The organism is Streptomyces sp. 12E, from assembly GCF_055633275.1.
Genome location: NZ_JBVNCJ010000001.1, coordinates 5,455,699 through 5,476,689, shown reverse-complemented (window position 1 = coordinate 5,476,689; position 20,991 = coordinate 5,455,699). Strand labels below are relative to the sequence as shown.

The following is a 20,991-nucleotide window of genomic DNA, read 5'->3' as shown; positions in this document are numbered from 1 at the left end:
GCACCCCGGCTGGCAGGATCGCGCGCATGTCCCACGTGCTGTCCCGGATCGGCAGGCGACGGGCCCTGCGGGGCGCGACCGCCGGTGTCGTGGTGCTCGGACTGCTGCTGTGGTGGCTGGCGCCCTGGGACGAGGAGCCGCCGGGCGGGACGATCACGGTGAGCACGGGCACCCGCGCGGGCGTCTACCAGAAGTACGGCGAACTCCTGCGCAGCTCGCTCGGCAAGCACATGCCCGGCCTCGACGTACGCCTGAAGACGAGTGACGGGTCGCAGGAGAACGTGCGCCGCGTGGCGACCGGGGAGGCGGACTTCGCGATCGCCGCGGCCGACGCGGTGGAGGCGTACCGGCTGAGCGGCCGGCCGAACGCCGACCGGTTGCGCGGGGTGGCGCGCCTGTACGACGACTACGTGCAGCTCGCCGTCGCGCCCGACTCGGGCATCCGCTCCGTCGCGGACCTGCGGGGCAAGCGGGTCGCCATAGGGTCGCCCAAGTCGGGCGTCCGGCTCATCGCCGACCGGGTGCTCCGGACGGCCGGCATCGACCCGGAGACGGACATCAGGCCCTCCTCCGACGGCATCGACACCGGCCCGGAGCGGCTCGGGCACGGTCTGGACGCCTTCTTCTGGTCGGGCGGGCTGCCCACGGACGGTCTGAAGACGCTCGCCGAGCAGTCCGCGGTCCGATTCGTGCCGATCGACGCCGGCCTCGTCTCCGAGCTGCACGAAGAGGGCGGCGCCACACGCCACTACCGCGCCACCAACATGCCGGAGTCGGCCTACCCGGGCAGTCAGCTCGGCTCGGCCGTCCCGACGATGGCGGTGTCCAACCTCCTGATCACCCGGGCGGACGCCGACCCCCGCCTCACCGAGTGGCTGACCCGCATCGTGCTCAGGAGCCGGGACAACATCGGTGCGCACGTCCACTCCGCGCAGCTGGTCGACGTGCGCACCGCGATCTACACCGACCCGCTCAGGCTGCACGAGGGCGCCCGCCGGTACTACCGGTCCGTCAAACCCTGACCCGTCGCCTCGACCGTGGGGGCGTTCCTCGGCACCGTCACGGTCACCCGCAGCCCGTGCGGTTCGTGACGCTCGTACGCGATCGAGCCGCCGCCCGCCGCGAGCAGCGCCCGGGAGATGGACAGGCCCAGACCCGAGCCCTTGATGTTCTGGTGCCGGCCGCTGCGCCAGAAGCGGTCGCCGACGCGGGTCAGCTCCTCCTCGGTCAGTCCCGGCCCGTTGTCGGTGACGACGACGGTGCACACGTCGCCGTTGGAGGCGACGGCGACCTCGACGGTCTCGCCCTCGGGTGTGAACTTCACCGCGTTGTCGATCACCGCGTCCAAGGCGCTGGACAGCGCCACCGGGTCGGCCCACCCGGTCGTCGGCGGGCAGGCGCCGGTCAGCCGGACGCCCTTGGCCTCAGCGGTGGGCGACCAGGCCGCCACCCGTTCGGCGGCCAGGGTGCCGATGTCGGCGATCTGAAGGTCGGCCTCGCTGTGCTCGGCGAGCGCCAGGCCGAGCAGGTCGTCCAGGACCTGGGCCAGGCGTTTGCCCTCGGCCTGCACGGAGGCGATCTCCTCGTTGCCCTCGGGCAGCTCCAGGGCGAGCAGCTCGATGCGCAGCAGCAGCGCCGAGAGCGGGTTGCGCAACTGATGCGAGGCGTCGGCGACGAAGGCACGCTGCTGCTCCAGCACGCTCTCGACGTTGTCGGCCATCTCGTTGAACGACCGGGCGAGCCGTCTGAGCTCCGGCGGTCCGCCGGCCGCCGCGACCCGGGACTTCAGCCGCCCGGTGGCGATGTCGTGGGTGGTGGCGTCCAGGATCCGTACGGGCTTGAGCACCCAGCCGGCCAGCCGCAGGGCCGCGCCGACCGCGAGCAGCATCGCGGCCGCCTCGCCCGCGGCGATGACCAGCCAGCCCCGGAGGATGCGGGAGCGCATCGGCCCGGTGGGCGAGTCGGTGACCACGACCGCGACGACGTCGCCGTCCCGGATGACCGGTGAGGCCACCACCAGGCTGCGCCGCTGCCAGGGCCACACCTGCTCGGGGTCGTGGCTGCGGCGGCTGAGCAGCGCCTCCTCGAAGGCGTCGCGCACCTCGCCCTCGCTGGGCAGGAACCAGTCGTCCGGCGCGTGCGCCATGGGCGAGTAGTTGAGGTAGAAGACGCCCGCGCGGATGCCGTAGACCGTGTGGTAGCTGTGCAGCTCGCTGCTGAGCGTCTCGCGGCGCTCGTTGATGTCCACGCCGGTCGGGTCGGTGGGCTCGGTGACGAACTGGGCGAGGGCCGCGAAGCGCGCGGTGTCGTCGATCCGGTCGACGATGACGTTCTGCTGCTCCGCGCCGGCCAGGCTGACGGCCAGCGGGACGCCGAGGGCGAGCAGGACGGCCGCCATCAGGACGATGAGCAGCGGAAGCAGCCGCGTGTGCACCCGGCCCCGCTACGCCGCCGGCGCGACGAGCCGGTAGCCGACGCCGCGCACGGTCTCGATGAGGGCGGGCATGCGGAGCTTGGCGCGCAGGGAGGCGACGTGCACCTCCAGGGTGCGCCCGGTCCCCTCCCAGCTGGTGCGCCACACCTCGCTGATGATCTGTTCCCGGCGGAAGACGACCCCCGGCCGCTGGGCGAGCAGGGCGAGCAGATCGAACTCCTTGCGGGTCAGCTGGACGACCGAACCGTTGACGCTGACCTGGCGGGTCGGCAGCTCGATGCGGACCGGCCCGAGCCGCAGCCCGGTCTCCGTACCGCCCATGACCTCCTCGTGGACGGTGCGCCGGCTGACGGCGTGGATCCGCGCGAGCAGCTCCCCCGTGTCGTACGGCTTGACCACGTAGTCGTCGGCGCCGAGGTTGAGGCCGTGGATGCGCGAGCGCACGTCGGACCGCGCGGTGACCATGATCACCGGTGTGCTGGTGCGCTTGCGGATCTTGCCGCAGACCTCGTAGCCGTCCTGGTCGGGCAGCCCCAGGTCGAGCAGGACGACGCCGAAGCCGTTGCCCTCGGGGACGAGCGCCTGGAGCGCCTCCTCGCCGCTGCGCGCGTGGGTGACGTCGAACCCGTGCCGCGCCAGGACCGCCGACAGGGCGGCGGCGACGTGGTTGTCGTCCTCGACGAGAAGCAGTCTCACCAGGGCCCCCTTCGGTTCATCGGCCGTACGCTCCCCTCGGGCAGGAGAACGCGTGCACGGGCGCGTGCACCTTGCAGTGACGCCGATGAACGAGGACGGCGTCAAGAGGGTTCCGGTTGCTCTTCGGTACCGTTACCCGGCTGGAATCACCCCTGCTCACAAGTGCTACGACAGGTGTCCGATTGCTATCGGATCGTGATGCTCAGATTCCCCTCAGATGTGATGACGCAGGTCTGACGGGTTACTACTGTCCTCCGAAACCGAGGAGGACGGAGCCCGAGAGCGATGACCGAAGTATCGGTGGCCAAGGAAGATGTGGCCGCGACCGGCGATCTGGTCGTCCTGAAGAGCGTCAACAAGCACTTCGGCGCGTTGCACGTACTCCAGGACATCGACCTGACGATCGCCCGTGGCGAAGTCGTCGTGGTCATCGGACCCTCCGGGTCCGGCAAGTCCACCCTGTGCCGCACCATCAACCGTCTGGAGACGATCGACTCCGGTTCGATCACCATCGACGGCAAGCCCCTGCCCCACGAGGGCAAGGAGCTCGCCCGGCTGCGGGCCGACGTGGGCATGGTCTTCCAGTCCTTCAACCTCTTCGCGCACAAGACCGTGCTCGAGAACGTGACGCTGGGCCAGGTCAAGGTCCGCAAGAAGGACAAGAAGGCGGCCGAGGAGCGGGCCCGTGCCCTGCTCGACCGGGTCGGCGTGGGCGCGCAGGCCGAGAAGTACCCCGCACAGCTCTCCGGCGGCCAGCAGCAGCGTGTCGCCATCGCCCGGGCTCTGGCCATGGAGCCCAAGGTCATGCTCTTCGACGAGCCGACCTCGGCGCTCGACCCGGAGATGATCAACGAGGTGCTGGAGGTCATGCAGCAGCTCGCCCGGGACGGCATGACCATGATCGTCGTCACCCACGAGATGGGGTTCGCCCGCTCGGCGGCGAACCGCGTGGTGTTCATGGCGGACGGCCGCATCGTCGAACAGGCTTCGCCGGACCAGTTCTTCAGCAATCCGCGCAGCGACCGCGCCAAGGACTTCCTGTCGAAGATCCTGCACCACTGAGGCGCGCCCCGCACCCGACGACCTGCGTCACCGGACACCGCCCGGGCCGCATCACTTCACCAGCCAAAGGATGTGCACCATGAAGCTCCGCAAGGTCACCGCCGCCTCGGCCGCCGTGTTCGCCCTCGCCCTGACCGCGACCGCCTGTGGCGGCGACGACAACGGTGACAACGGTTCGTCCTCCTCGGGCGGCGACAAGATCAAGATCGGCATCAAGTACGACCAGCCGGGTCTCGGTCAGAAGACTCCCCAGGGCTACGAGGGCTTCGACGTGGACGTCGCCACGTACGTCGCCAAGAAGCTCGGCTACGACGAGGACCAGATCGAGTGGAAGGAGTCGAAGAGCGCCGACCGCGAGACCATGCTGCAGCGCGGTGACGTCGACTTCATCGCCGCCACCTATTCGATCACCCCGGAGCGCCAGGAGAAGGTCGACTTCGCCGGCCCTTACCTGCTCGCCCACCAGGACGTGCTGCTCCGCGCCGACGACGACAAGATCAAGTCGCCGGAGGACCTGAACAACGCGAAGCTCTGCTCGGTCACCGGCTCCACCTCGGCGCAGAACGTCAAGGACAAGCTCGCGCCCAAGGCGCAGCTTCAGCCCTACCCGACGTACTCCGCCTGCCTGCCCGGTCTGCAGAACGGTGCCGTCGACGCACTGACCACCGACGACTCCATCCTCGCCGGTTACGCCGCCCAGTCCCAGTTCAAGGGCAAGTTCAAGCTCGGCGGCTTCAAGCTGACCAACGAGAACTACGGCATCGGCGTCAAGAAGGGCAGCGACCTCAAGGACAAGATCAACAAGGCCCTTGAGGAAATGGTGGCCGACAAGTCCTGGGAGAAGGCCGTCAAGGACAACTTCGGCCCGGCCAACTACAAGAACGAGCCCGCGCCGAAGATCGGCGACATCAAGAGCTGAGGCAACGCCTGACGGATGCGCCGCCCCGGATGCGGGGCGGCGCATCGGGGTGGGCATCCCTACACGCGGAAGCGCGGGAGATCGTGTTCGACTTTCTTGAAGATTACGACCTGTTGGGGGCTTTCTGGACGACGGTGCAGCTCGCTGTGCTCTCCGCCGTCGGCTCCCTGATCTGGGGCACCCTGCTGGCCGCCATGCGTGTCGGCCCGGTGCCGTTGATGCGCGGCTTCGGGACCGCGTACGTGAACATCGTGCGGAACATCCCGCTGACCGTCATCATCCTTTTCACGTCGCTGGGTCTGAACCAGACGCTGGGTGTCAGTCTCGGTGCGGACGACTTCGAGACGATCAACTTCCGGCTCGCCGTCCTCGGTCTGATCCTCTACACCGCGGCCTTCGTGTGCGAGGCGCTGCGCTCCGGCATCAACACGGTGCCGGTCGGCCAGGCGGAGGCCGCCCGCGCGCTCGGGCTCAGCTTCAACCAGGTGCTGGGCCTGGTGGTGCTGCCCCAGGCGTTCCGCTCGTCCGTCGGTCCGCTGGCGAACGTGCTCATCGCGCTCATCAAGAACACCACGGTGGCCGCCGCCATCGGTGTGGCGGAGACGGCCCTGCTGATGAAGGAGATGATCGAGAACGAGGCGCAACTGCTGCTGATCTCCGCGGTCATCGCATTCGGTTTCGTGGTTCTGACGCTGCCGACCGGCCTGATCCTCGGCTGGGTGGGCAAGAAGGTGGCGGTGAAGCGATGAGCTCCGTTCTCTACGACGCCCAGGGGCCTCGCGCCAAGCGGCGGAACATCATCTTCACGGTGGTCTTCCTGGCCGCCCTCGCCGCCCTGCTGTGGTGGGTGTTCAGCACCCTCGACGACAAGGGCCAGCTGGAGTGGTCCCTGTGGGAACCATTCTTCACCGGCACCGAAGCCTGGTCCACGTACATCTGGCCGGGTCTGCAGAACACGCTGAAGGCGGCCGTGCTCGCGGTCCTCATCGCGATGCCGCTCGGCGCGGCCCTCGGCATCGCTCGGCTGTCCGACCACGCCTGGATCCGCGTCCCGGCCGGAATCGTGGTCGAGTTCTTCCGGGCCATCCCCGTCCTGGTCCTGATGATCTTCGGTCTCGCCCTGTTCGCCGAGTACACCGACGTCAGCTCCGACGACCGCCCGCTGTACGCGGTCGTCACGGGTCTGGTGCTCTACAACGCCTCCGTCCTTGCGGAGATCGTGCGCGCCGGCATCCAGTCCCTGCCCAAGGGCCAGTCCGAGGCTGCCATGGCGATCGGGCTGCGCAAGGGCCAGCTGATGCGGGGGATCCTGCTGCCGCAGGCGGTCACCGCGATGCTTCCGGCCATCGTCAGCCAGCTCGTCGTGATCGTGAAGGACACCGCCCTCGGCGGCGCCGTCCTCACCTTCCCCGAGCTGCTCGCCTCGGCCAACACGATGAGCGGCTACTACGGTGCCAACGTCATCGCCAGCTTCACGGTGGTGGCCGTGATCTTCATCGCGCTCAACTTCGCCCTGACGACCTTCGCCGGCTGGCTGGAGGCGAGGCTCAGGCGCAGCAAGAAGAGCACGGGCGCGGTCGTCGGCGCGCAGGAAGTGGACGACCTCAACGCGGCCGAGGTCGGGAACGTGTACAAGGCCGACACGAAGAAGTGACGCACGACATGACTGTGGCCCGCCGCATCCCGGCGGGCCACAGTCATGTCGCGTTGCCGACCGTCCTCAACGGTACGGAGGAGCGGTGCGCACCGGACTCGTGCGAGGAACCGTCAAGTGGTGTGACGGACCCTGGCCCGCTTCATGATCGTCACTGGCCATCGGTCACTTGACGCAAGCACCGGCAATAGGTTGCATACGTTCTGTGATCGTGCACCCTGCTCCATCTTCCTGTTCCTCCACGTCCCTTCGGACGTCACTTCGAGCAGGGGGCGCCGCGCCGTGGACCCGGTGATCATCGTCGGAGCGGGGCCCGTCGGGCTCGCGCTCGCACTGGCGCTGGCACGCCAGGAAGTGCCGTGCGTGGTCCTCGACGAAGGACCGGGCAAGGACGAGCCCCGCCCGGCGCGCACCGTCGTCCTGCGCGAGGAGACCGCCGCGCTCATGGAGCGGCTGACCGGGATGCCGCTCGCGCACGCCGGTGTCCGTTGGGCCGGATGGCGGTCGATGCGGCGCAAGCAGGTGACGGCCGAGGTCGCCTTCGGCGACACCGGGCCCGCTCCCCTGCACATCGCCCAGCACGTCCTGACGGGCGCCCTGCGCGCCGCCCTCGCCGGCGAACGGCTCGTCGAGGTCGCCGTGAACAGCCGGCTGGACGCCATAGAGCAGGAGCCCTCGGGGGTCACCGCCCACACCCGGGGCTCGACGGGCACCTGGTGGCGCGGCAGCTACCTGGTCGGCTGCGACGGCTCGCGCTCGACCGTGCGCAAGCTCCAGGACATCCGCTTCCCCGGCCGCACCGCGGTGGAGCGTCACGCCGTGGCCGCCCTGCGCACCGAACTCCCCTGGTACGACGAGGCACTGCTGCACCGCGCGCCGCCGTGGCGCACCTCCGGCCCCTCGGCCGGGGAGATCACCGCGCGCCCGCTGCCGGACGGGGTGTGGCGCCTGGACTGGCTGCTGCCGCCGGGCAAGGACCTGGTCACGCCCGAACTGCTGCTGGGCCGGATCCGGGAGACCCTGGCCGGCTGGACGGGCGGTCCGACCCCGCCGTACGAACTGCTGGACACCGGGGTGCACACGGTCCACCACCGGCTGGCCCGGCGCTGGCGGGCCGACCGGGTGTTCCTCGCCGGGGACGCGGCCCACCTGCTCGGCGCACTGGGCACGCACGGGCTGGAGGAAGGGCTCCGCGACGCCGACAACCTCGCCTGGAAGCTGGCGCTGGCCTGGCACCACGGTCCGCATGAGGCGCTGCTCGACAGCTACCAGACCGAGCGCCGGGCGATCGTCGCCGCCCGGCTGCGCGCCGCCGACCAGGCGCTGCCGCTGGTGCGCGGCGGCGGAGGGCTGCGCTCCTACGTTCCCGGGGCAGCGCGGGGGCACGACACCCTGCTGATGGACGGCCACCTGGGGCGGGGCGCGCTGGGCGCGCCGGGGGCGTACGCCGACTCGCCGCTCACCCCCGGCCGCCTCGAGGGCGAGACGCCCCTGCGGACGGCTCCCGGGGCGGCGGTGACGGACGTACGGGTCACGGCGGAGGACGGCGCCTTCGTCCGGCTGCGGGACCGGTTCGGCCGGGGTGCGCTGCTGGTGGTGCTGATCGCACCCGGCACGGGTGTGTGGGAGCGCCGGCACTGGGTGTCCGCCGGGATCATGCCCCGGCTGGCAGCGGCCGTCTCGGCACTGCCGCACCGGGCCGAACTGCTGGTGGCCGAGAGCTATCCGGGGGCGGCGGCCCACACCGTGCTGCTGGTACGCCCCGACGGTCACCTGGTGACAGCGCTGAGCGGGGTTCGCCCGGCCGATCTGTACGCGGCGGCGGAAGCCGCGGTCGGCGGTCCCGTCGCGGCGGATGCGGAGAGCAGGGCGGATGCAGGGGCCAGGGCGGATGCGGGGGCCGGGTCACGCTGAGGGTCCCGGCCGTCGGGTCGCCGCCCTGCGGTCCGCATGGTGTCGACGAGTTGAACCGGTGGGCGGCCCCGTGGTGTACTCCGCCTCGTGACCGACACCTGTGTGCGCCTGTGGCGGAGGGTCCATATGGACCTCGTCCGCTATGCGGGCTGCGTGTGTCGCCCGTCCCGCTGATTCGCGTCTCCCGCCCCTTCCCGCGCGCCGCCCGCCGTCTCGTACGTGTGGCCGCGCGCCCCCGCGAACCCTCCCCAGGACGGTGCACGTGTCTGTCTCCTCCCCTGTTCCGGCTCCCGTCTCCGCACCCACACAGGCGGACCTCCTCGACTTCGTACGGCGTATCGCCGCCGACCCCGAACTGATTGCCACCCTTCCGCTCGATCCCGAGGGGCGCACCTGGGTGCGGCTCGACGGGCCCGGCGGCAGCGAGGCCTGGCTGATCGGCTGGCCGCCCGGCACCGGCACCGGCTGGCACGACCACGCCGACTCCGTCGGCGCCTTCATGACCGCCTCGGGCGAGCTGAAGGAGAACGCGCTCGCCGTGCGGCTGCCCACCGACGGCTGGAAAACCCTGGAACTCACGGACGGCGTGGACCGGGAACGGCGGCTGGGGGCCGGACAGGGGCGTGCCTTCGGGCGGCATCACGTCCACGAGGTGCTCAACGAGTCCCCGGACCGGCACGCGATCTCCGTGCACGCCTACTATCCGCCGCTGCCGCGGATCCGCCGCTACAGCCGCAGCGGCCGGATTCTCCGCCTGGAGCAGGTCGAACGCCCGGAGGACTGGCAGTGAGCGGAACGGACGAACCGGCCGGCGGCGCTGTGGGCGTCGACGAGCTGCTGGAACGGGTGCGCGCCGGTTACGAGCGCGTCGGCCCCCGGGACGCGTACGAGGCCGTACGGACCGGTGAGGCGCTGCTGGTGGACATCCGCTATGCCGCGCTGCGGGAACGGGACGGGCTCATTCCCGGGGCCCTCGTCGTCGAACGCAACGAACTGGAGTGGCGCCTGGACCCGCGGGGAAGCCACCGTCTCCCGGAGGCCACGGGCCACGACCTGCGGGTCGTGGTGGTCTGCAACGAGGGCTACGCCTCCAGCCTTGCCGCGGAGTCCCTCCACCGCTTGGGCCTGCGCCGGGCCACCGATCTGACCGGCGGCTTCCAGGCCTGGCGGGCGGCGGGCCTGCCGGTGGTCCCCGCACCGCCCGGGTAGGCGGCGCGCGGAAAGCGTCCGGTGCCGTGCCACCGCGCAGGCTCAGAACGCCTCGTCGCCGAGGAACTCCGTGTCCTCGCCCTCCTCCTCCAACGCCTGCCGGACGACGCGCAGGGCGAGGCCCTCGGAGTAGCCCTTGCGGGCGAGCATGCCGGCGAGGCGGCGGAGCCGCTTGTCGCGGTCGAGCCCGCGGGTGGCGCGCAGCTTGCGGGCGACCAGCTCCCGGGCGGTCGCCTCCTCCTGCTCGGAGTCGAGCTGGGAGACGGCCGCGTCGACCAGTGTGGGGTCGACCCCCTTGGTACGCAGCTCCCGGGCGAGCGCGCGCCGGGCGAGCCCTCGGCCGTGGTGCCGGGACTCCACCCAGGCGTCCGCGAAGGCGCTGTCGTCGATCAGTCCGACCTCCTCGAACCGGGACAGCACCTCCTCGGCGGCCTCGTCCGGGATCTCCCGCTTGCGGAGGGCGTCGGCGAGCTGTTTCCGGGTGCGCGGGGTCCCGGTGAGCAGGCGCAGACAGATCGCCCGCGCCCGCTCGACCGGGTCCGCCGGAGGCTCCTCCCGTTCGGCCCTCGACGAGGAGGAGTCGCCCCCGTCCTCCGCGGCCGCCTCGCCGAAGGCCCGGCGTCTGCGCCCGCGTCCACCGCGCGGCCCACCGTCACGCGAGCCGCCCGCCCGTGCGCCGCCTCCGTCGCGGGGGCCGCCCCCGCCGGTGGTGTCGCCGTACGCCGCGTCACCGTCCACGGCTGAGCCGTCGCCGCCTCCGGTGCCCCTCCCCCGTGGGGCACCGGAGGCCGCGAACTCGTACTCGGCCCAGTCGGTTCGTCGCGTCACGGTCAGCTCTTGGCCGCCGCGGCCTTGGACTTGGTGGCCTTGGCCGCCGGTGCCGCTGCGGCGGCCGGCTCGGCCGGAACGGTGCCCGTGGCGTCCGCGCCCGGCTCGGCGGCGGGCTCCTCAGGCCGTACGCCGACGCCCAGCTTCGTCAGGATCTTCTTCTCGATCTCGTTGGCGAGGTCGGGGTTGTCCTTCAGGAAGTTGCGGGCGTTCTCCTTGCCCTGGCCGAGCTGGTCGCCCTCGTACGTGTACCAGGCGCCGGCCTTGCGGACGAAGCCGTGCTCCACGCCCATGTCGATCAGGCCGCCCTCGCGGCTGATGCCCTGGCCGTAGAGGATGTCGAACTCGGCCTGCTTGAAGGGCGGCGCCACCTTGTTCTTGACCACCTTGCAGCGGGTGCGGTTGCCGACCGCCTCGGTGCCGTCCTTCAGGGTCTCGATGCGCCGGATGTCGATGCGCACCGAGGCGTAGAACTTCAGCGCCCGGCCACCGGTCGTGGTCTCCGGGGAGCCGAACATCACGCCGATCTTCTCGCGGAGCTGGTTGATGAAGATCGCGGTGGTCTTGGACTGGTTGAGCGCGCTGGTGATCTTCCGCAGGGCCTGGCTCATCAGACGGGCCTGCAGACCGACGTGGCTGTCGCCCATCTCGCCCTCGATCTCCGCACGCGGTACGAGCGCGGCGACGGAGTCGATGACGATGAGGTCCAGGGCACCGGAGCGGACCAGCATGTCCACGATCTCCAGGGCCTGCTCGCCGTTGTCCGGCTGGGACAGGATCAGGTTGTCGATGTCGACGCCGAGCTTCTTCGCGTACTCGGGGTCCAGGGCGTGCTCCGCGTCCACGAACGCGACCTGACCGCCGGCCTTCTGCGCGTTCGCCACCGCGTGCAGGGTCAGGGTCGTCTTGCCGGAGGACTCCGGTCCGTAGATCTCCACCACACGACCGCGCGGCAGGCCGCCCACACCGAGCGCCACGTCCAGCGCGGTCGACCCGGTCGGGATGACCTCGATGGGCTCGTTCGTCCGGTCGCCCATGCGCATGACCGCGCCCTTGCCGAATTGCCGTTCAATCTGTGCGAGCGCGGCGTCGAGCGCCTTCTCGCGGTCGGTTCCTGCCATGGGTTCCACCCGATTTGCTTGATTCGATCGCTTCACGTCAAAGACGCTAACGCCTGCCACTGACAACGCGCCCCGACGCACCTCCGGCCTGTGGATAACACGAGGGCTTTCCCGCCCGAACCGGGGCAGAGCACCTGCCGTCGAGCCTCACCGGCACTTCCATGAGAATAGATGTTCGATTTTTGTGTCAAGCGCATCGCGCGGCACCACGGTCCGGCGTGTCGCGCGGGACGCCCTCTCTCAGGAAGCCCCGGTGTCTCCGTCCCGGGGCCGCTCCGTGTCCGTCCGGCGGGTCCGCAGCCGGCGGATGCGGGTGAGGGCGCCCGGCCCGCCGAGGCCGCGGTGGCCGAGCACGCGGGGATCGTCCGTGACGTCGTACCGCCGCACGTACGCGCCCAGGAACGCCTGGAGGGTGGCGACGGCGGGAATGGCGATCAGCGCGCCGACGGCACCGAGCAGGGCGGTGCCCGCGACGACCGAGCCGAAGGCGACCGCCGGGTGGATGTCGACGGTCTTGGAGGTCAGCTTGGGCTGCAGCACGTAGTTCTCGAACTGCTGGTAGACCACCACGAAGATCAGCACCCACAGCGCGTACCAGGGGTCGACCGCGAAGGCGATCAGCATGGGCAGGGCGCCCGCGAGATAGGTGCCGATGGTGGGGATGAACTGCGACACCAGGCCCACCCACACGGCGAGGACGGGCGCGTAGGGCACCTCGAGGAATTCCAGCAGGACATAGTGCGCCAGCCCTGAGGCCAGCGCCATCAGTCCGCGCGAGTAGAGGTAGCCGCCCGTCTTGTTCACGGCGATCTCCCATGCGCGCAGCACCTCGGCCTGCCGGGCGGGCGGCAGCAGGGAGCAGACGGTGCGCCGCAGTCGCGGGCCGTCGGCGGCGAAGTAGAACGAGAACAGCCCCACGGTCAGCAGTTGGAAGAGACCGCCGAGGACCTGTGCGGAGACGTCCAGGACACCGGTGGCGCTGTTCTGGACGTAGTTGCGCAGCCAGTCGGAGCGCAGCAGGCCCTCCTGGATGTCCACGCGCCGCAGTTCGGTGTGGAAGTGCGTGTTGACCCAGTTGATCACGGAGTCGAGGTAGTCCGGGAAGTCCTCGACGATCTTGATGATCTGTCCCGCCAGCATGGACCCGAGCAGCGTGACGAAGCCCGCCGCGGCGATCAGCACGCCCAGGAAGACGAGGAAGGTGCCCAGACCCCGGCGCACCCCGCGCGCGGCCATCCAGCTCACCGCGGGCTCGACGGCGAGCGCCAGGAAGAACGCGATGAGGATGTTGACCAGCAGGCCGATGAGCTGGTGGAAGACCCAGCTGCCCAGCTGGAACAAGGCGAACAGCGCGAGGGCGAGCACCATGGCGCGCGGCAGCCAGCGCGGCATGCGGGCGCCCGGCCCGGATACGGGGGTCGGCGGGGGCCCGGCGGGAGGCGGCGCGCCGGGCGTGGTGGGATGCCGGGCCGCCTGCCCGGTCTCGTCAGTGGGTGCCACGGATCAAGTCTCGCCCACGCCGGCCGGGCCCATGCGCTCCCGTGCGCCCTCCGTGACGATCAGCGCTTCTCCGCGGGGACGTCCATGACCGCGCAGACCACCTGCCAGACGTCCTTGGCGTTCCAGCCGGCCGCCAGCGCCTCGTGCACGGTGCGCCCGCCGAGCTCGGACATGACATGGTCGCGCGCGAAGGTGTCGGCGCAGCCCGCGCCGAAGTGCTCCGCCATCCGCTCCCAGAAAACCGTCAACCGCATGCGCCCAGTATCCCGCCTGCGGGAACGGTCCCGGGCCGGGGTACCTGCCGCGCCGCTCTCCGCCCACGGTCGCGCCCACGGCCGGCACCGAAGCCGCCCCACTGCCTCCGACGCCCCTGCCGCGGGGTCGCTCGCCGCGGGAGCCCGGACGGCACCCCCTTCGTCCACCGCTTCCGGGACGGCGGCACCGGTGGAGGCCCGCTCTCCGGGGACGACCGAGTCCCTGCGCGCCCCGGTGGCGCGCGGCCGTACCGCCGACCGGGCGGACGGCGGAACCGCCCGCAGCCGCGGGCAGGCGTGCCTCCCCCAGTGCTCCAAAGGCCTGGGAGGCGTCCCAGGACGGCACGGGTGGGCGCCGGGGGGTGTGTCCCCTCCGGGAGGCACTCCCGGAGGGGAGAGTGGAACCCGTCCCCGGCCGGTGGTCACGCCGTCCGGACAACCCGGCGTCGGCAGGTCCCCGCACGCCGCCGGGCACCGTGCCCGTCGCCTCACCCGCCCAGCGCCCGCACCCCCGCCGTCACCACGACGGCCGCTCCGACGACGAGCAGGAACGGGGCGCGCAGGATCAGCGCCACGGCGGCGGCCGCCACCCCGGCCGCACGGGCGTCCAGGACCAGGGCCTGGCCGTCGGAGAAGGTCTGCTGGGCCGTCAGGGCGGCCAGCAGGGCGACCGGAAGGAGCGCGGCGAAACGCCGCACGAGGGGCCGTTCCAGGACCCCGGCTGGCACCATCAGCCCCATGAGCTTGACGGCGTAGCAGCCGAAAGCGGTCACGCCGATCGCGATCCAGATGCTCAACGGTCCTCCTCCGCCGTGTCACCGAGCGGGGTGCTCTTCCGGCCCTGCGCCCACAGGACGGCCGGCGCCGCGAGCGCGGCCACCAGGACCGGCACCCCGGCCGGCAGCACGGGCAGCAGACCCAGCCCCAGGAGAACGGCGATCCCGGCGACGGTCCGCTCGGTGCCGGTGCGCAGCATCGGCGCGAGGAGCACCAGGAAGACCGCGGGTCCTGCCGCGTCCAGTCCCCACGCGCCGGTGTCCCCGATGGCCTCGGCGCCCAGTGCGCCGAGCAGCGTGGTGAGGTTCCACAGGACGTACAGGCTGAGCCCGGTCACCACGAATCCGATGCGCGCACTGCGCCGGCCGGGCTGGGCGAGCGAGACGGCGGTCGTCTCGTCGATCACCCACTGGGCGGCGAACGGCCGCACCGCGCGGGGCAGCGCCAGCAACTGCGACAGCCTCAGCCCGTAGAACGCGTTGCGCACCCCCAGGAAGAACGCCCCCGCGGCGGCCGTGAACGGCCCCCCACCCGCCGCCAGCGCCCCCACCAGCGCGAACTGGGAGGCGCCGGTGAACACCAGCAGGCTGAGCGCACAGGTCTGGAGCAGGGTGAGCCCGCTGCCCGCCGAGGTCACGCCGAAGGCGAACCCGGAGAGTCCGACGGCGATCCCGACGCCGAGGGCGTCCCGTACGACGGCGCCGTCCGGCTTTCCTCCTCCGTCGTCCCGTACGTCCGCGAGTGCTTCTGTCTGTTCCACTGCCACACCCCGGACGGTACGGCCGGGCCGCCGCGCGCGTCTTGTACGTTCTTGCGCTCGCGCTGGTAGGCGCCGGGGGGCACACCGACGATCCGGCCGAAGTGCCGGTTCAGGTGCGGCTGGTCGGTGAACCCCACCGCGAGGGCCGCCTCCGACGGCGCCGTCCCCGCGTCCAGCAGCCGCCGTGCCCTCCGCACGCGCGCGTCGGTGAGCCAGGTGTGCGGCGGCATCCCGTAGGTGTCCCGGAAGGCGCGCAGCAGCGCGAACGGGCCGGTGCCCAGCTCACCGGCCAGCCGCTCCAGGGTCGGCGGGTCGGCCATCCGGTCCTCCAGCACGGCACGCGCGCGGGTGGCGATCCGGGCCCCCGCCGTGCGCACCTCGCGCCGCGGCAGCGTCCCGCCGTTCAGCCGCAGCAGCCGGGTCACCACGACCCGGAGCAGGGTGTCGGCGGCGAGCGCGTTGCCCTCGTCGGTGGCCCGCAGCACCTGGTGCACCAGACGGACGGTGTACGGATCGTCGAGCACCGGCGTCACGAACCCCGGTGTGCCGCGCAGCGTGGTGGTCTCGGCTGCGATGGCGGCCACCACCTCGGGCGACGGGTACACCGCTCCGTACCGCCAGCCCTCGGGAACGCCCGCCCGGCCGGTGTGCGGGGTGTCCGGGTTCACCAGGGCGAGGGCCCCGGCGCCCGCGTACTGGTCGCCGCCGCCGTGGTGGAAGACCTCCACTCCGTCGGCGATGGCGGCGATCACGAAGTGCTCGTGGGTGTGCCGGATGAACGTCTTCCGTATGTACCGGGCACGCAGCAGATCGACACCGGGCAGTTCGTCGTACTGCCAGTGTCGCGCCCGCTCCTCGCGCGATTCCGCCATGCGGCCATTGTCACGCGGCCCGGACGGCACCGGCCGCGGCCCCCGCCCCGGCCCCGGCCCGATTGTCAGTGGCCGGGTGCACGATGGACGCATGGTCAGCGATCCGCACCGAGCCCTGGACGGCTTCTCCCCCGCGACCCGCGGATGGTTCACGGGGGCGTTCTCCGCGCCCACCGCCGCCCAGGCCGGAGCGTGGCGGGCCATCGGGGAGGGCTCGGACGTGCTGGTGGTCGCCCCCACCGGTTCCGGGAAGACCCTGGCCGCCTTCCTCGCCGCCCTGGACCAGCTGGCCTCCGCACCGCCGCCCGCCGACCCCAAGAAGCGCTGCCGCGTGCTGTACGTCTCGCCGCTGAAGGCGCTGGCCGTCGACGTCGAGCGCAACCTCCGCAGCCCGCTGACCGGCATCCGTCAGGAGTCCGTGCGCCTGGGGTTGCCCGAACCCGAGGTGAAGGTCGGTATCCGCTCCGGCGACACCCCGCCCGCCGAACGCCGCGCCCTGGCCACCCGGCCGCCGGACATCCTGATCACCACGCCCGAGTCCCTGTTCCTGATGCTGACGTCGGCCACGCGCGACGCGCTGACGGGCGTGGAGACGGTGATCCTGGACGAGGTGCACGCGGTCGCCGGCACCAAGCGCGGCGCGCACCTCGCGCTCACCCTGGAGCGGCTGGACGAGCTGCTGCCCCGCCCGGCCCGCCGCATCGGCCTGTCGGCGACGGTGCGCCCGGTCGACGAGGTCGCCCGGTTCCTCTCCCCGCGCCGCAAGGTGGAGATCGTGCAGCCGGAGTCCGGCAAGGAGTTCGACCTCTCCGTGGTGGTACCGGTCGAGGACCTGGGCGAGCTGGGCGGTTCCCCGGTCGCCGACGGCTCGGAGGGCGCCGAGCGCCCGTCGATCTGGCCGCACGTCGAGGAGCGGATCGCCGACCTGGTGCAGTCGCACCGCTCGACCATCGTGTTCGCGAACTCCCGCCGCCTCGCCGAGCGGTTGTGCAACCGGCTCAACGAGATCGCCTACGAGCGGGCCACCGGCGAGCCCCTGGACGAGCACCACTCCCCCGCCGAGCTGATGGGCGGCTCCGGGGCCGCCCAGGGCGCGCCCGCGGTCATCGCGCGCGCCCACCACGGCTCGGTGTCCAAGGAGCAGCGTGCCCTGGTCGAGGAGGACCTGAAGGCGGGCCGGCTGCCCGCGGTGGTCGCCACCTCCAGTCTGGAGCTGGGCATCGACATGGGCGCCGTCGACCTGGTGGTCCAGGTCGAGTCACCGCCGTCCGTCGCCTCCGGGCTCCAGCGCGTCGGCCGCGCGGGACACCAGGTGGGGGCGGTCTCCACGGGCGTGGTGTTCCCGAAGTACCGGGGCGATCTGGTGCAGGCGGCCGTGGTCACCGAGCGGATGCGCACCGGGGCGATCGAGTCCCTGAAGGTCCCCGCCAACCCCCTCGACGTCCTGGCCCAGCAGCTCGTCGCCATGACGGCCATGGACACCTGGCAGCTCGACGACCTGCTCGCCGTGGTCCGCCGCGCGGCGCCCTTCGCCTCCCTGCCCGAGTCCGCCTTCACGGGCGTCCTGGACATGCTCGCCGGCCGCTACCCGTCCGACGCGTTCGCGGAGCTGCGCCCGCGCGTGGTGTGGGACCGGGTCACGGGCGAGATCACCGGCCGTCCGGGCGCCCAGCGTCTGGCCGTCACCTCCGGGGGCACGATCCCCGACCGCGGCCTCTTCGGGGTGTTCCTGGCCGGCGCCGACCCCAAGAAGGGCGGCGGACGGGTCGGCGAGCTGGACGAGGAGATGGTCTACGAGTCCCGCGTGGGCGACGTCTTCACCCTCGGCACCAGTTCCTGGCGCATCGAGGACATCACGCGCGACCGGGTCCTGGTCTCTCCCGCGCCGGGCGTGCCGGGCCGGCTGCCGTTCTGGAAGGGCGACCAGCTGGGCCGCCCGCTGGAGCTGGGCCGCGCGGTGGGCGCGTTCCTGCGCGAGGTGGGCTCGCTGTCCCGGGACGACGCCCGGCTGCGGCTCCGCACGGCGGGCCTGGACGCCTGGGCCGCGGACAACGTGCTGTCCTACCTCGACGAACAGCGCGAGGCCTGCGGCCACGTCCCCGACGACCGCACCATCGTCGTGGAGCGCTTCCGCGACGAGCTGGGCGACTGGCGGGTCGTCGTGCACTCCCCGTTCGGCGCCCAGGTGCACGCCCCGTGGGCGCTCGCGCTCGGCGCCCGCCTCTCCGAGCGGTACGGCATGGACGCCCAGGTGATGCACGCCGACGACGGCATCGTGCTGCGCCTGCCGGACGCCGACCTGATGGGCCTCGATCTCCTCGACCAGGAGCCGGTGAAGGCCGGCACGGAGTACGACGCGGACCAGGCCCCCGTGGGCGCGGCCGACGTCGTCTTCGACAAGGGCGAGGTCGGCCAGGTCGTCACCGACCAGGTGGGCGGCTCGGCCCTGTTCGCGTCCCGGTTCCGTGAGTGCGCCGCCCGCGCGCTGCTGCTGCCGCGCCGCAACCCCGGCCGGCGCACGCCACTGTGGCAGCAGCGCCAGCGCGCCTCCCAGCTGCTCCAGGTGGCCGGGGAGTTCGGCTCGTTCCCGATCGTCCTCGAGACCGTCCGCGAATGCCTCCAGGACGTCTTCGACGTGCCCGGACTCGTCGAGCTGATGGGCGACCTGGAGGCGCGCAGGATACGCCTGGTCGAGGTCACCACCCCCGAGCCGTCCCCCTTCGCCCGCTCCCTCCTCTTCGGATACGTCGCCCAGTTCCTCTACGAGGGCGACTCCCCGCTCGCCGAGCGCCGCGCCGCCGCCCTGTCGCTGGACTCACGACTGCTGGCCGAGCTGCTCGGCCAGGCGGAGCTGCGCGAACTGCTCGACGCCGAGGTGCTGACCGAGCTGGAGCGCGAGCTGCAGTGGCTCACCGAGGACCGGCGCGTCAAGGACACGGAGGGCGTGGCCGACCTGCTGCGGCTGCTCGGTCCGCTCACCGACGCCGAACTCGCCGAGCGGGGCGCCGAGCCGCAGTGGGCGCGGGAGCTCGCCTCCGCGCGGCGCGCCATCCGGGTGCGGGTGGCCGGCGTCGACCACTGGGCGGCGATCGAGGATGCCGGCCGGCTGCGCGACGCGCTGGGCACGGCACTGCCGGTGGGTGTGCCGGAGGCGTTCACCGAGCCGGTCAAGGATCCCCTCGGCGACCTCCTCGCGCGGTACGCGCGCACGCACGGCCCGTTCACGTCGGCGACGGCGGCGGCCCGTTTCGGCCTGGGCGTGGCGGTCACCGAGGGCGCCCTGCGACGGCTCTCGTCGGCGGGCAGGGTCGTCCAGGGCGAGTTCCACCCGGCCGGCATCGGACAGGAGTGGTGCGACGCGGCCGTACTGCGCCGGCTGCGCCGCCGCTCCCTGGCCGCGCTGCGGCACGAACTGGAGCCGGTGCCGCCGCCCGCGCTCGCCCAGTTCCTCCCCCAGTGGCAGCACGTCGGCAAGGGGCACTCCCTGCGCGGCGTCGACGGCCTGGTGCGCGCCGTCGAACAGCTGCAGGGCGCCTCGGTGCCCGCGTCCGCCCTGGAGAAGCTGGTCCTGCCGTCCAGGGTGAGGGACTACGTCCCGGCGATGCTGGACGAGCTGACGGCCACCGGGGAGGTGGTGTGGGCCGGCGCCGGTTCGCTCCCCGGGAAGGACGGCTGGATCTCCCTCTACCTCGCGGACGCGGCCCCGCTGCTGCTGCCGCCCCCGCACCCCCTGGAGCCGACCGCCCTCCACCGGTCCGTCCTGGACGCCCTCTCCGGCGGCTACGGCCTGTTCTTCCGCCAGCTCGCCGACCGGGTCCGAGCCACCACCCACCCCGAGGCCACCGATCCCCAGCTGGCCGACGCCCTGTGGGACCTCGCCTGGTCCGGGCGGCTGACCAACGACACGCTCGCGCCCCTGCGCTCCCTGCTGGGCTCGGGGCGCACCGCGGGCTCCACCGCCCACCGCGCGAAACGCTCCGTCCCGCGCGGACGCTACGGTCTGCTCACGGCCGCCGCCCGCAGCGCCTCACGTACCGGTCCGCCGACCGTCGCGGGCCGCTGGTCCCTGCTCCCGGACGCGGACACCGACGCCACGGTTCGCGCCCACGCGCTGGCCCGCACCCTGCTCGACCGGCATGGCGTGGTGACCCGGGGGGCCGTCGCCGCGGAGGGCGTCGAAGGCGGCTTCTCAGCGGTGTACCGCGTTCTGTCCGCCTTCGAGGAGACGGGTCAGGCGCGTCGCGGCTACGTGGTGGAGGGGCTGGGCGCCGCCCAGTTCGCGATGGACGGGGCCGTGGACCGCCTCCGCGCGGCGGCCAACGCGCGCGAGCGGGGCGACGGCCTCCCGGTCCCGGACGCGCCCGGGGCCTTCGACGCCGGGCCGGACCCCTTTGGGGCCTCCCCGGGCCACGACGGCTTCCCCACCCCGGACGATCCGCCGTACCCCCGCCTCTCACCGGGCGACTACGTCTCTCCGCGCGACCTGGCCCCGCAGCCCCCTCCGCCCCGGCAGAACGGCGGGCGTCCCGCGTACGACCCCTTCGCCGGCCGCCGTACCGGTGCGGACCGCACCGCACGCGCCGTGGTGCTGGCCGCCGCCGACCCGGCGAACGCCTACGGTGCCGCCCTGGGCTGGCCCGAGCCGCCGACCGGTGCCGGGCACAAGCCCGGTCGCAAGGCGGGCTCCCTGGTGGTGCTGGTGGACGGCGAGCTGACGCTCTACATGGAACGCGGCGGCAAGACGTTGCTGGCCTGGCCCGCCGACCCCGACGGCGAACCTGCCGAGGACCCGCGCCTCCCGGCCGCCGCCGAGGCCCTCGCCGCAGCCGCCCGCGCGGGCTCCCTCGGCACGGTCACGGTGGAGCGCGTCAACGGCGCCCCGGCACTGACGTCCCCCCTGGGCGCCCTCCTGGAGACCGTCGGCTTCGTCGCCACGCCCAGAGGCCTGCGCCTGCGCGCCTGACCCGTTCACCGGCCCCCGCCCGTCCGAG

Annotated in this window: 19 protein-coding genes; 10 read left to right on the top strand and 9 right to left on the bottom strand. The window is 72.5% G+C overall.

Going from position 1 to position 20,991, the window contains the following annotated elements; genetic code table 11:
- Nucleotides 1-26: 26 nt before the first annotated feature.
- Nucleotides 27-1,022, top strand: a complete 996-nt coding sequence (locus ACZ8ZB_RS25280) for a TAXI family TRAP transporter solute-binding subunit (protein WP_470739917.1) — start codon at nucleotides 27-29, stop codon at nucleotides 1,020-1,022.
- On the opposite strand, the gene ACZ8ZB_RS25275 is transcribed toward ACZ8ZB_RS25280, so the two are convergent.
- Together ACZ8ZB_RS25275 and ACZ8ZB_RS25270 are read right to left on the bottom strand one after the other, a co-directional pair.
- Nucleotides 1,001-2,434, bottom strand: coding sequence for a sensor histidine kinase (locus tag ACZ8ZB_RS25275; protein ID WP_470739916.1), 1,434 nt, complete (start codon nucleotides 2,432-2,434; stop codon nucleotides 1,001-1,003). The genes ACZ8ZB_RS25280 and ACZ8ZB_RS25275 overlap by 22 nt on opposite strands.
- A 9-nt stretch (nucleotides 2,435-2,443) precedes the next feature.
- Nucleotides 2,444-3,130 carry a response regulator transcription factor gene (locus tag ACZ8ZB_RS25270; RefSeq protein ID WP_470739915.1) on the bottom strand — a complete coding sequence of 229 codons (687 nt, stop codon included), beginning with the start codon at nucleotides 3,128-3,130 and terminating at the stop codon, nucleotides 2,444-2,446.
- Nucleotides 3,131-3,415: 285 nt separating this feature from the next.
- Here ACZ8ZB_RS25270 and ACZ8ZB_RS25265 point away from each other — a divergent pair, with 285 nt between their 5' ends.
- From ACZ8ZB_RS25265 to ACZ8ZB_RS25230, 8 genes are all read left to right on the top strand, one after another.
- Nucleotides 3,416-4,192, top strand: a complete 777-nt coding sequence (locus ACZ8ZB_RS25265; RefSeq protein ID WP_189558102.1) for an amino acid ABC transporter ATP-binding protein — start codon at nucleotides 3,416-3,418, stop codon at nucleotides 4,190-4,192.
- Nucleotides 4,193-4,271: 79 nt separating this feature from the next.
- Nucleotides 4,272-5,111, top strand: a complete 840-nt coding sequence (locus ACZ8ZB_RS25260) for a glutamate ABC transporter substrate-binding protein (protein WP_470739914.1) — start codon at nucleotides 4,272-4,274, stop codon at nucleotides 5,109-5,111.
- An 83-nt stretch (nucleotides 5,112-5,194) separates the two neighbouring features.
- Nucleotides 5,195-5,860, top strand: coding sequence for an amino acid ABC transporter permease (locus ACZ8ZB_RS25255; RefSeq protein ID WP_217128384.1), 666 nt, complete (start codon nucleotides 5,195-5,197; stop codon nucleotides 5,858-5,860).
- A complete protein-coding gene (locus ACZ8ZB_RS25250; protein WP_470739913.1) occupies nucleotides 5,857-6,765 on the top strand; it encodes an amino acid ABC transporter permease in 909 nt (302 codons plus the stop codon). The genes ACZ8ZB_RS25255 and ACZ8ZB_RS25250 overlap by 4 nt, the downstream gene beginning before the upstream one ends.
- Before the next feature lie 282 nt (nucleotides 6,766-7,047).
- Nucleotides 7,048-8,679 (top strand): FAD-dependent monooxygenase, encoded by a 1,632-nt coding sequence (locus tag ACZ8ZB_RS25245; RefSeq protein WP_470739912.1) that lies wholly within the window; start codon nucleotides 7,048-7,050, stop codon nucleotides 8,677-8,679.
- An 87-nt stretch (nucleotides 8,680-8,766) separates the two neighbouring features.
- The gene (locus ACZ8ZB_RS25240; RefSeq protein WP_353962876.1) at nucleotides 8,767-8,853 is read left to right on the top strand and encodes a putative leader peptide; all 87 of its coding nucleotides are present in this window, start codon (nucleotides 8,767-8,769) and stop codon (nucleotides 8,851-8,853) included.
- 82 nt (nucleotides 8,854-8,935) lie between these two features.
- Entirely contained in the window at nucleotides 8,936-9,469 is a 534-nt protein-coding gene (locus ACZ8ZB_RS25235; protein ID WP_470739911.1) for a cupin domain-containing protein, read from the top strand.
- Nucleotides 9,466-9,888, top strand: a complete 423-nt coding sequence (locus ACZ8ZB_RS25230) for a rhodanese-like domain-containing protein (RefSeq protein ID WP_470739910.1) — start codon at nucleotides 9,466-9,468, stop codon at nucleotides 9,886-9,888. Before ACZ8ZB_RS25235 ends, ACZ8ZB_RS25230 begins: the two co-directional genes overlap by 4 nt.
- A gap of 42 nt (nucleotides 9,889-9,930) precedes the next feature.
- Here the strand turns inward: ACZ8ZB_RS25230 and recX are convergent, their stop codons facing one another.
- The 7 genes from recX to ACZ8ZB_RS25195 all read right to left on the bottom strand — a co-directional run bounded on the left by recX (nucleotide 9,931) and on the right by ACZ8ZB_RS25195 (nucleotide 16,000).
- Nucleotides 9,931-10,716, bottom strand: a complete 786-nt coding sequence (gene recX, locus ACZ8ZB_RS25225; RefSeq protein ID WP_470739909.1) for a recombination regulator RecX — start codon at nucleotides 10,714-10,716, stop codon at nucleotides 9,931-9,933.
- 2 nt (nucleotides 10,717-10,718) lie between these two features.
- Nucleotides 10,719-11,837, bottom strand: coding sequence for a recombinase RecA (gene recA / locus ACZ8ZB_RS25220; RefSeq protein ID WP_470739908.1), 1,119 nt, complete (start codon nucleotides 11,835-11,837; stop codon nucleotides 10,719-10,721).
- 240 nt (nucleotides 11,838-12,077) lie between these two features.
- Entirely contained in the window at nucleotides 12,078-13,337 is a 1,260-nt protein-coding gene (locus ACZ8ZB_RS25215) for an AI-2E family transporter (protein ID WP_470739907.1), read from the bottom strand.
- A gap of 59 nt (nucleotides 13,338-13,396) precedes the next feature.
- Nucleotides 13,397-13,591, bottom strand: coding sequence for a DUF3046 domain-containing protein (locus ACZ8ZB_RS25210; RefSeq protein WP_470739906.1), 195 nt, complete (start codon nucleotides 13,589-13,591; stop codon nucleotides 13,397-13,399).
- A gap of 488 nt (nucleotides 13,592-14,079) precedes the next feature.
- Nucleotides 14,080-14,388 (bottom strand): AzlD domain-containing protein, encoded by a 309-nt coding sequence (locus ACZ8ZB_RS25205; RefSeq protein ID WP_470739905.1) that lies wholly within the window; start codon nucleotides 14,386-14,388, stop codon nucleotides 14,080-14,082.
- Nucleotides 14,385-15,005 (bottom strand): AzlC family ABC transporter permease, encoded by a 621-nt coding sequence (locus tag ACZ8ZB_RS25200; protein WP_470741577.1) that lies wholly within the window; start codon nucleotides 15,003-15,005, stop codon nucleotides 14,385-14,387. The genes ACZ8ZB_RS25205 and ACZ8ZB_RS25200 overlap by 4 nt, the downstream gene beginning before the upstream one ends.
- Nucleotides 15,002-16,000 (bottom strand): AraC family transcriptional regulator, encoded by a 999-nt coding sequence (locus ACZ8ZB_RS25195; protein ID WP_470739904.1) that lies wholly within the window; start codon nucleotides 15,998-16,000, stop codon nucleotides 15,002-15,004. The genes ACZ8ZB_RS25200 and ACZ8ZB_RS25195 overlap by 4 nt, the downstream gene beginning before the upstream one ends.
- 91 nt (nucleotides 16,001-16,091) lie before the next feature.
- Between ACZ8ZB_RS25195 and ACZ8ZB_RS25190 the strand changes: the two genes are divergently transcribed.
- Nucleotides 16,092-20,963, top strand: coding sequence for an ATP-dependent helicase (locus ACZ8ZB_RS25190; RefSeq protein ID WP_470739903.1), 4,872 nt, complete (start codon nucleotides 16,092-16,094; stop codon nucleotides 20,961-20,963).
- Nucleotides 20,964-20,991: the final 28 nt, after the last annotated feature.

What these genes read in the sequence shown, in the direction of transcription:
- ACZ8ZB_RS25195 (WP_470739904.1), bottom strand. Translation starts at nt 16,000, where the DNA reads ATGGCGGAATCGCGCGAGGAGCGGGCGCGACACTGGCAGTACGACGAA.
- recA (WP_470739908.1), bottom strand. Translation starts at nt 11,837, where the DNA reads ATGGCAGGAACCGACCGCGAGAAGGCGCTCGACGCCGCGCTCGCACAG.
- ACZ8ZB_RS25280 (WP_470739917.1), top strand. Translation starts at nt 27, where the DNA reads ATGTCCCACGTGCTGTCCCGGATCGGCAGGCGACGGGCCCTGCGGGGC.
- ACZ8ZB_RS25250 (WP_470739913.1), top strand. Translation starts at nt 5,857, where the DNA reads ATGAGCTCCGTTCTCTACGACGCCCAGGGGCCTCGCGCCAAGCGGCGG.
- ACZ8ZB_RS25260 (WP_470739914.1), top strand. Translation starts at nt 4,272, where the DNA reads ATGAAGCTCCGCAAGGTCACCGCCGCCTCGGCCGCCGTGTTCGCCCTC.
- ACZ8ZB_RS25210 (WP_470739906.1), bottom strand. Translation starts at nt 13,591, where the DNA reads ATGCGGTTGACGGTTTTCTGGGAGCGGATGGCGGAGCACTTCGGCGCG.
- ACZ8ZB_RS25190 (WP_470739903.1), top strand. Translation starts at nt 16,092, where the DNA reads ATGGTCAGCGATCCGCACCGAGCCCTGGACGGCTTCTCCCCCGCGACC.
- ACZ8ZB_RS25265 (WP_189558102.1), top strand. Translation starts at nt 3,416, where the DNA reads ATGACCGAAGTATCGGTGGCCAAGGAAGATGTGGCCGCGACCGGCGAT.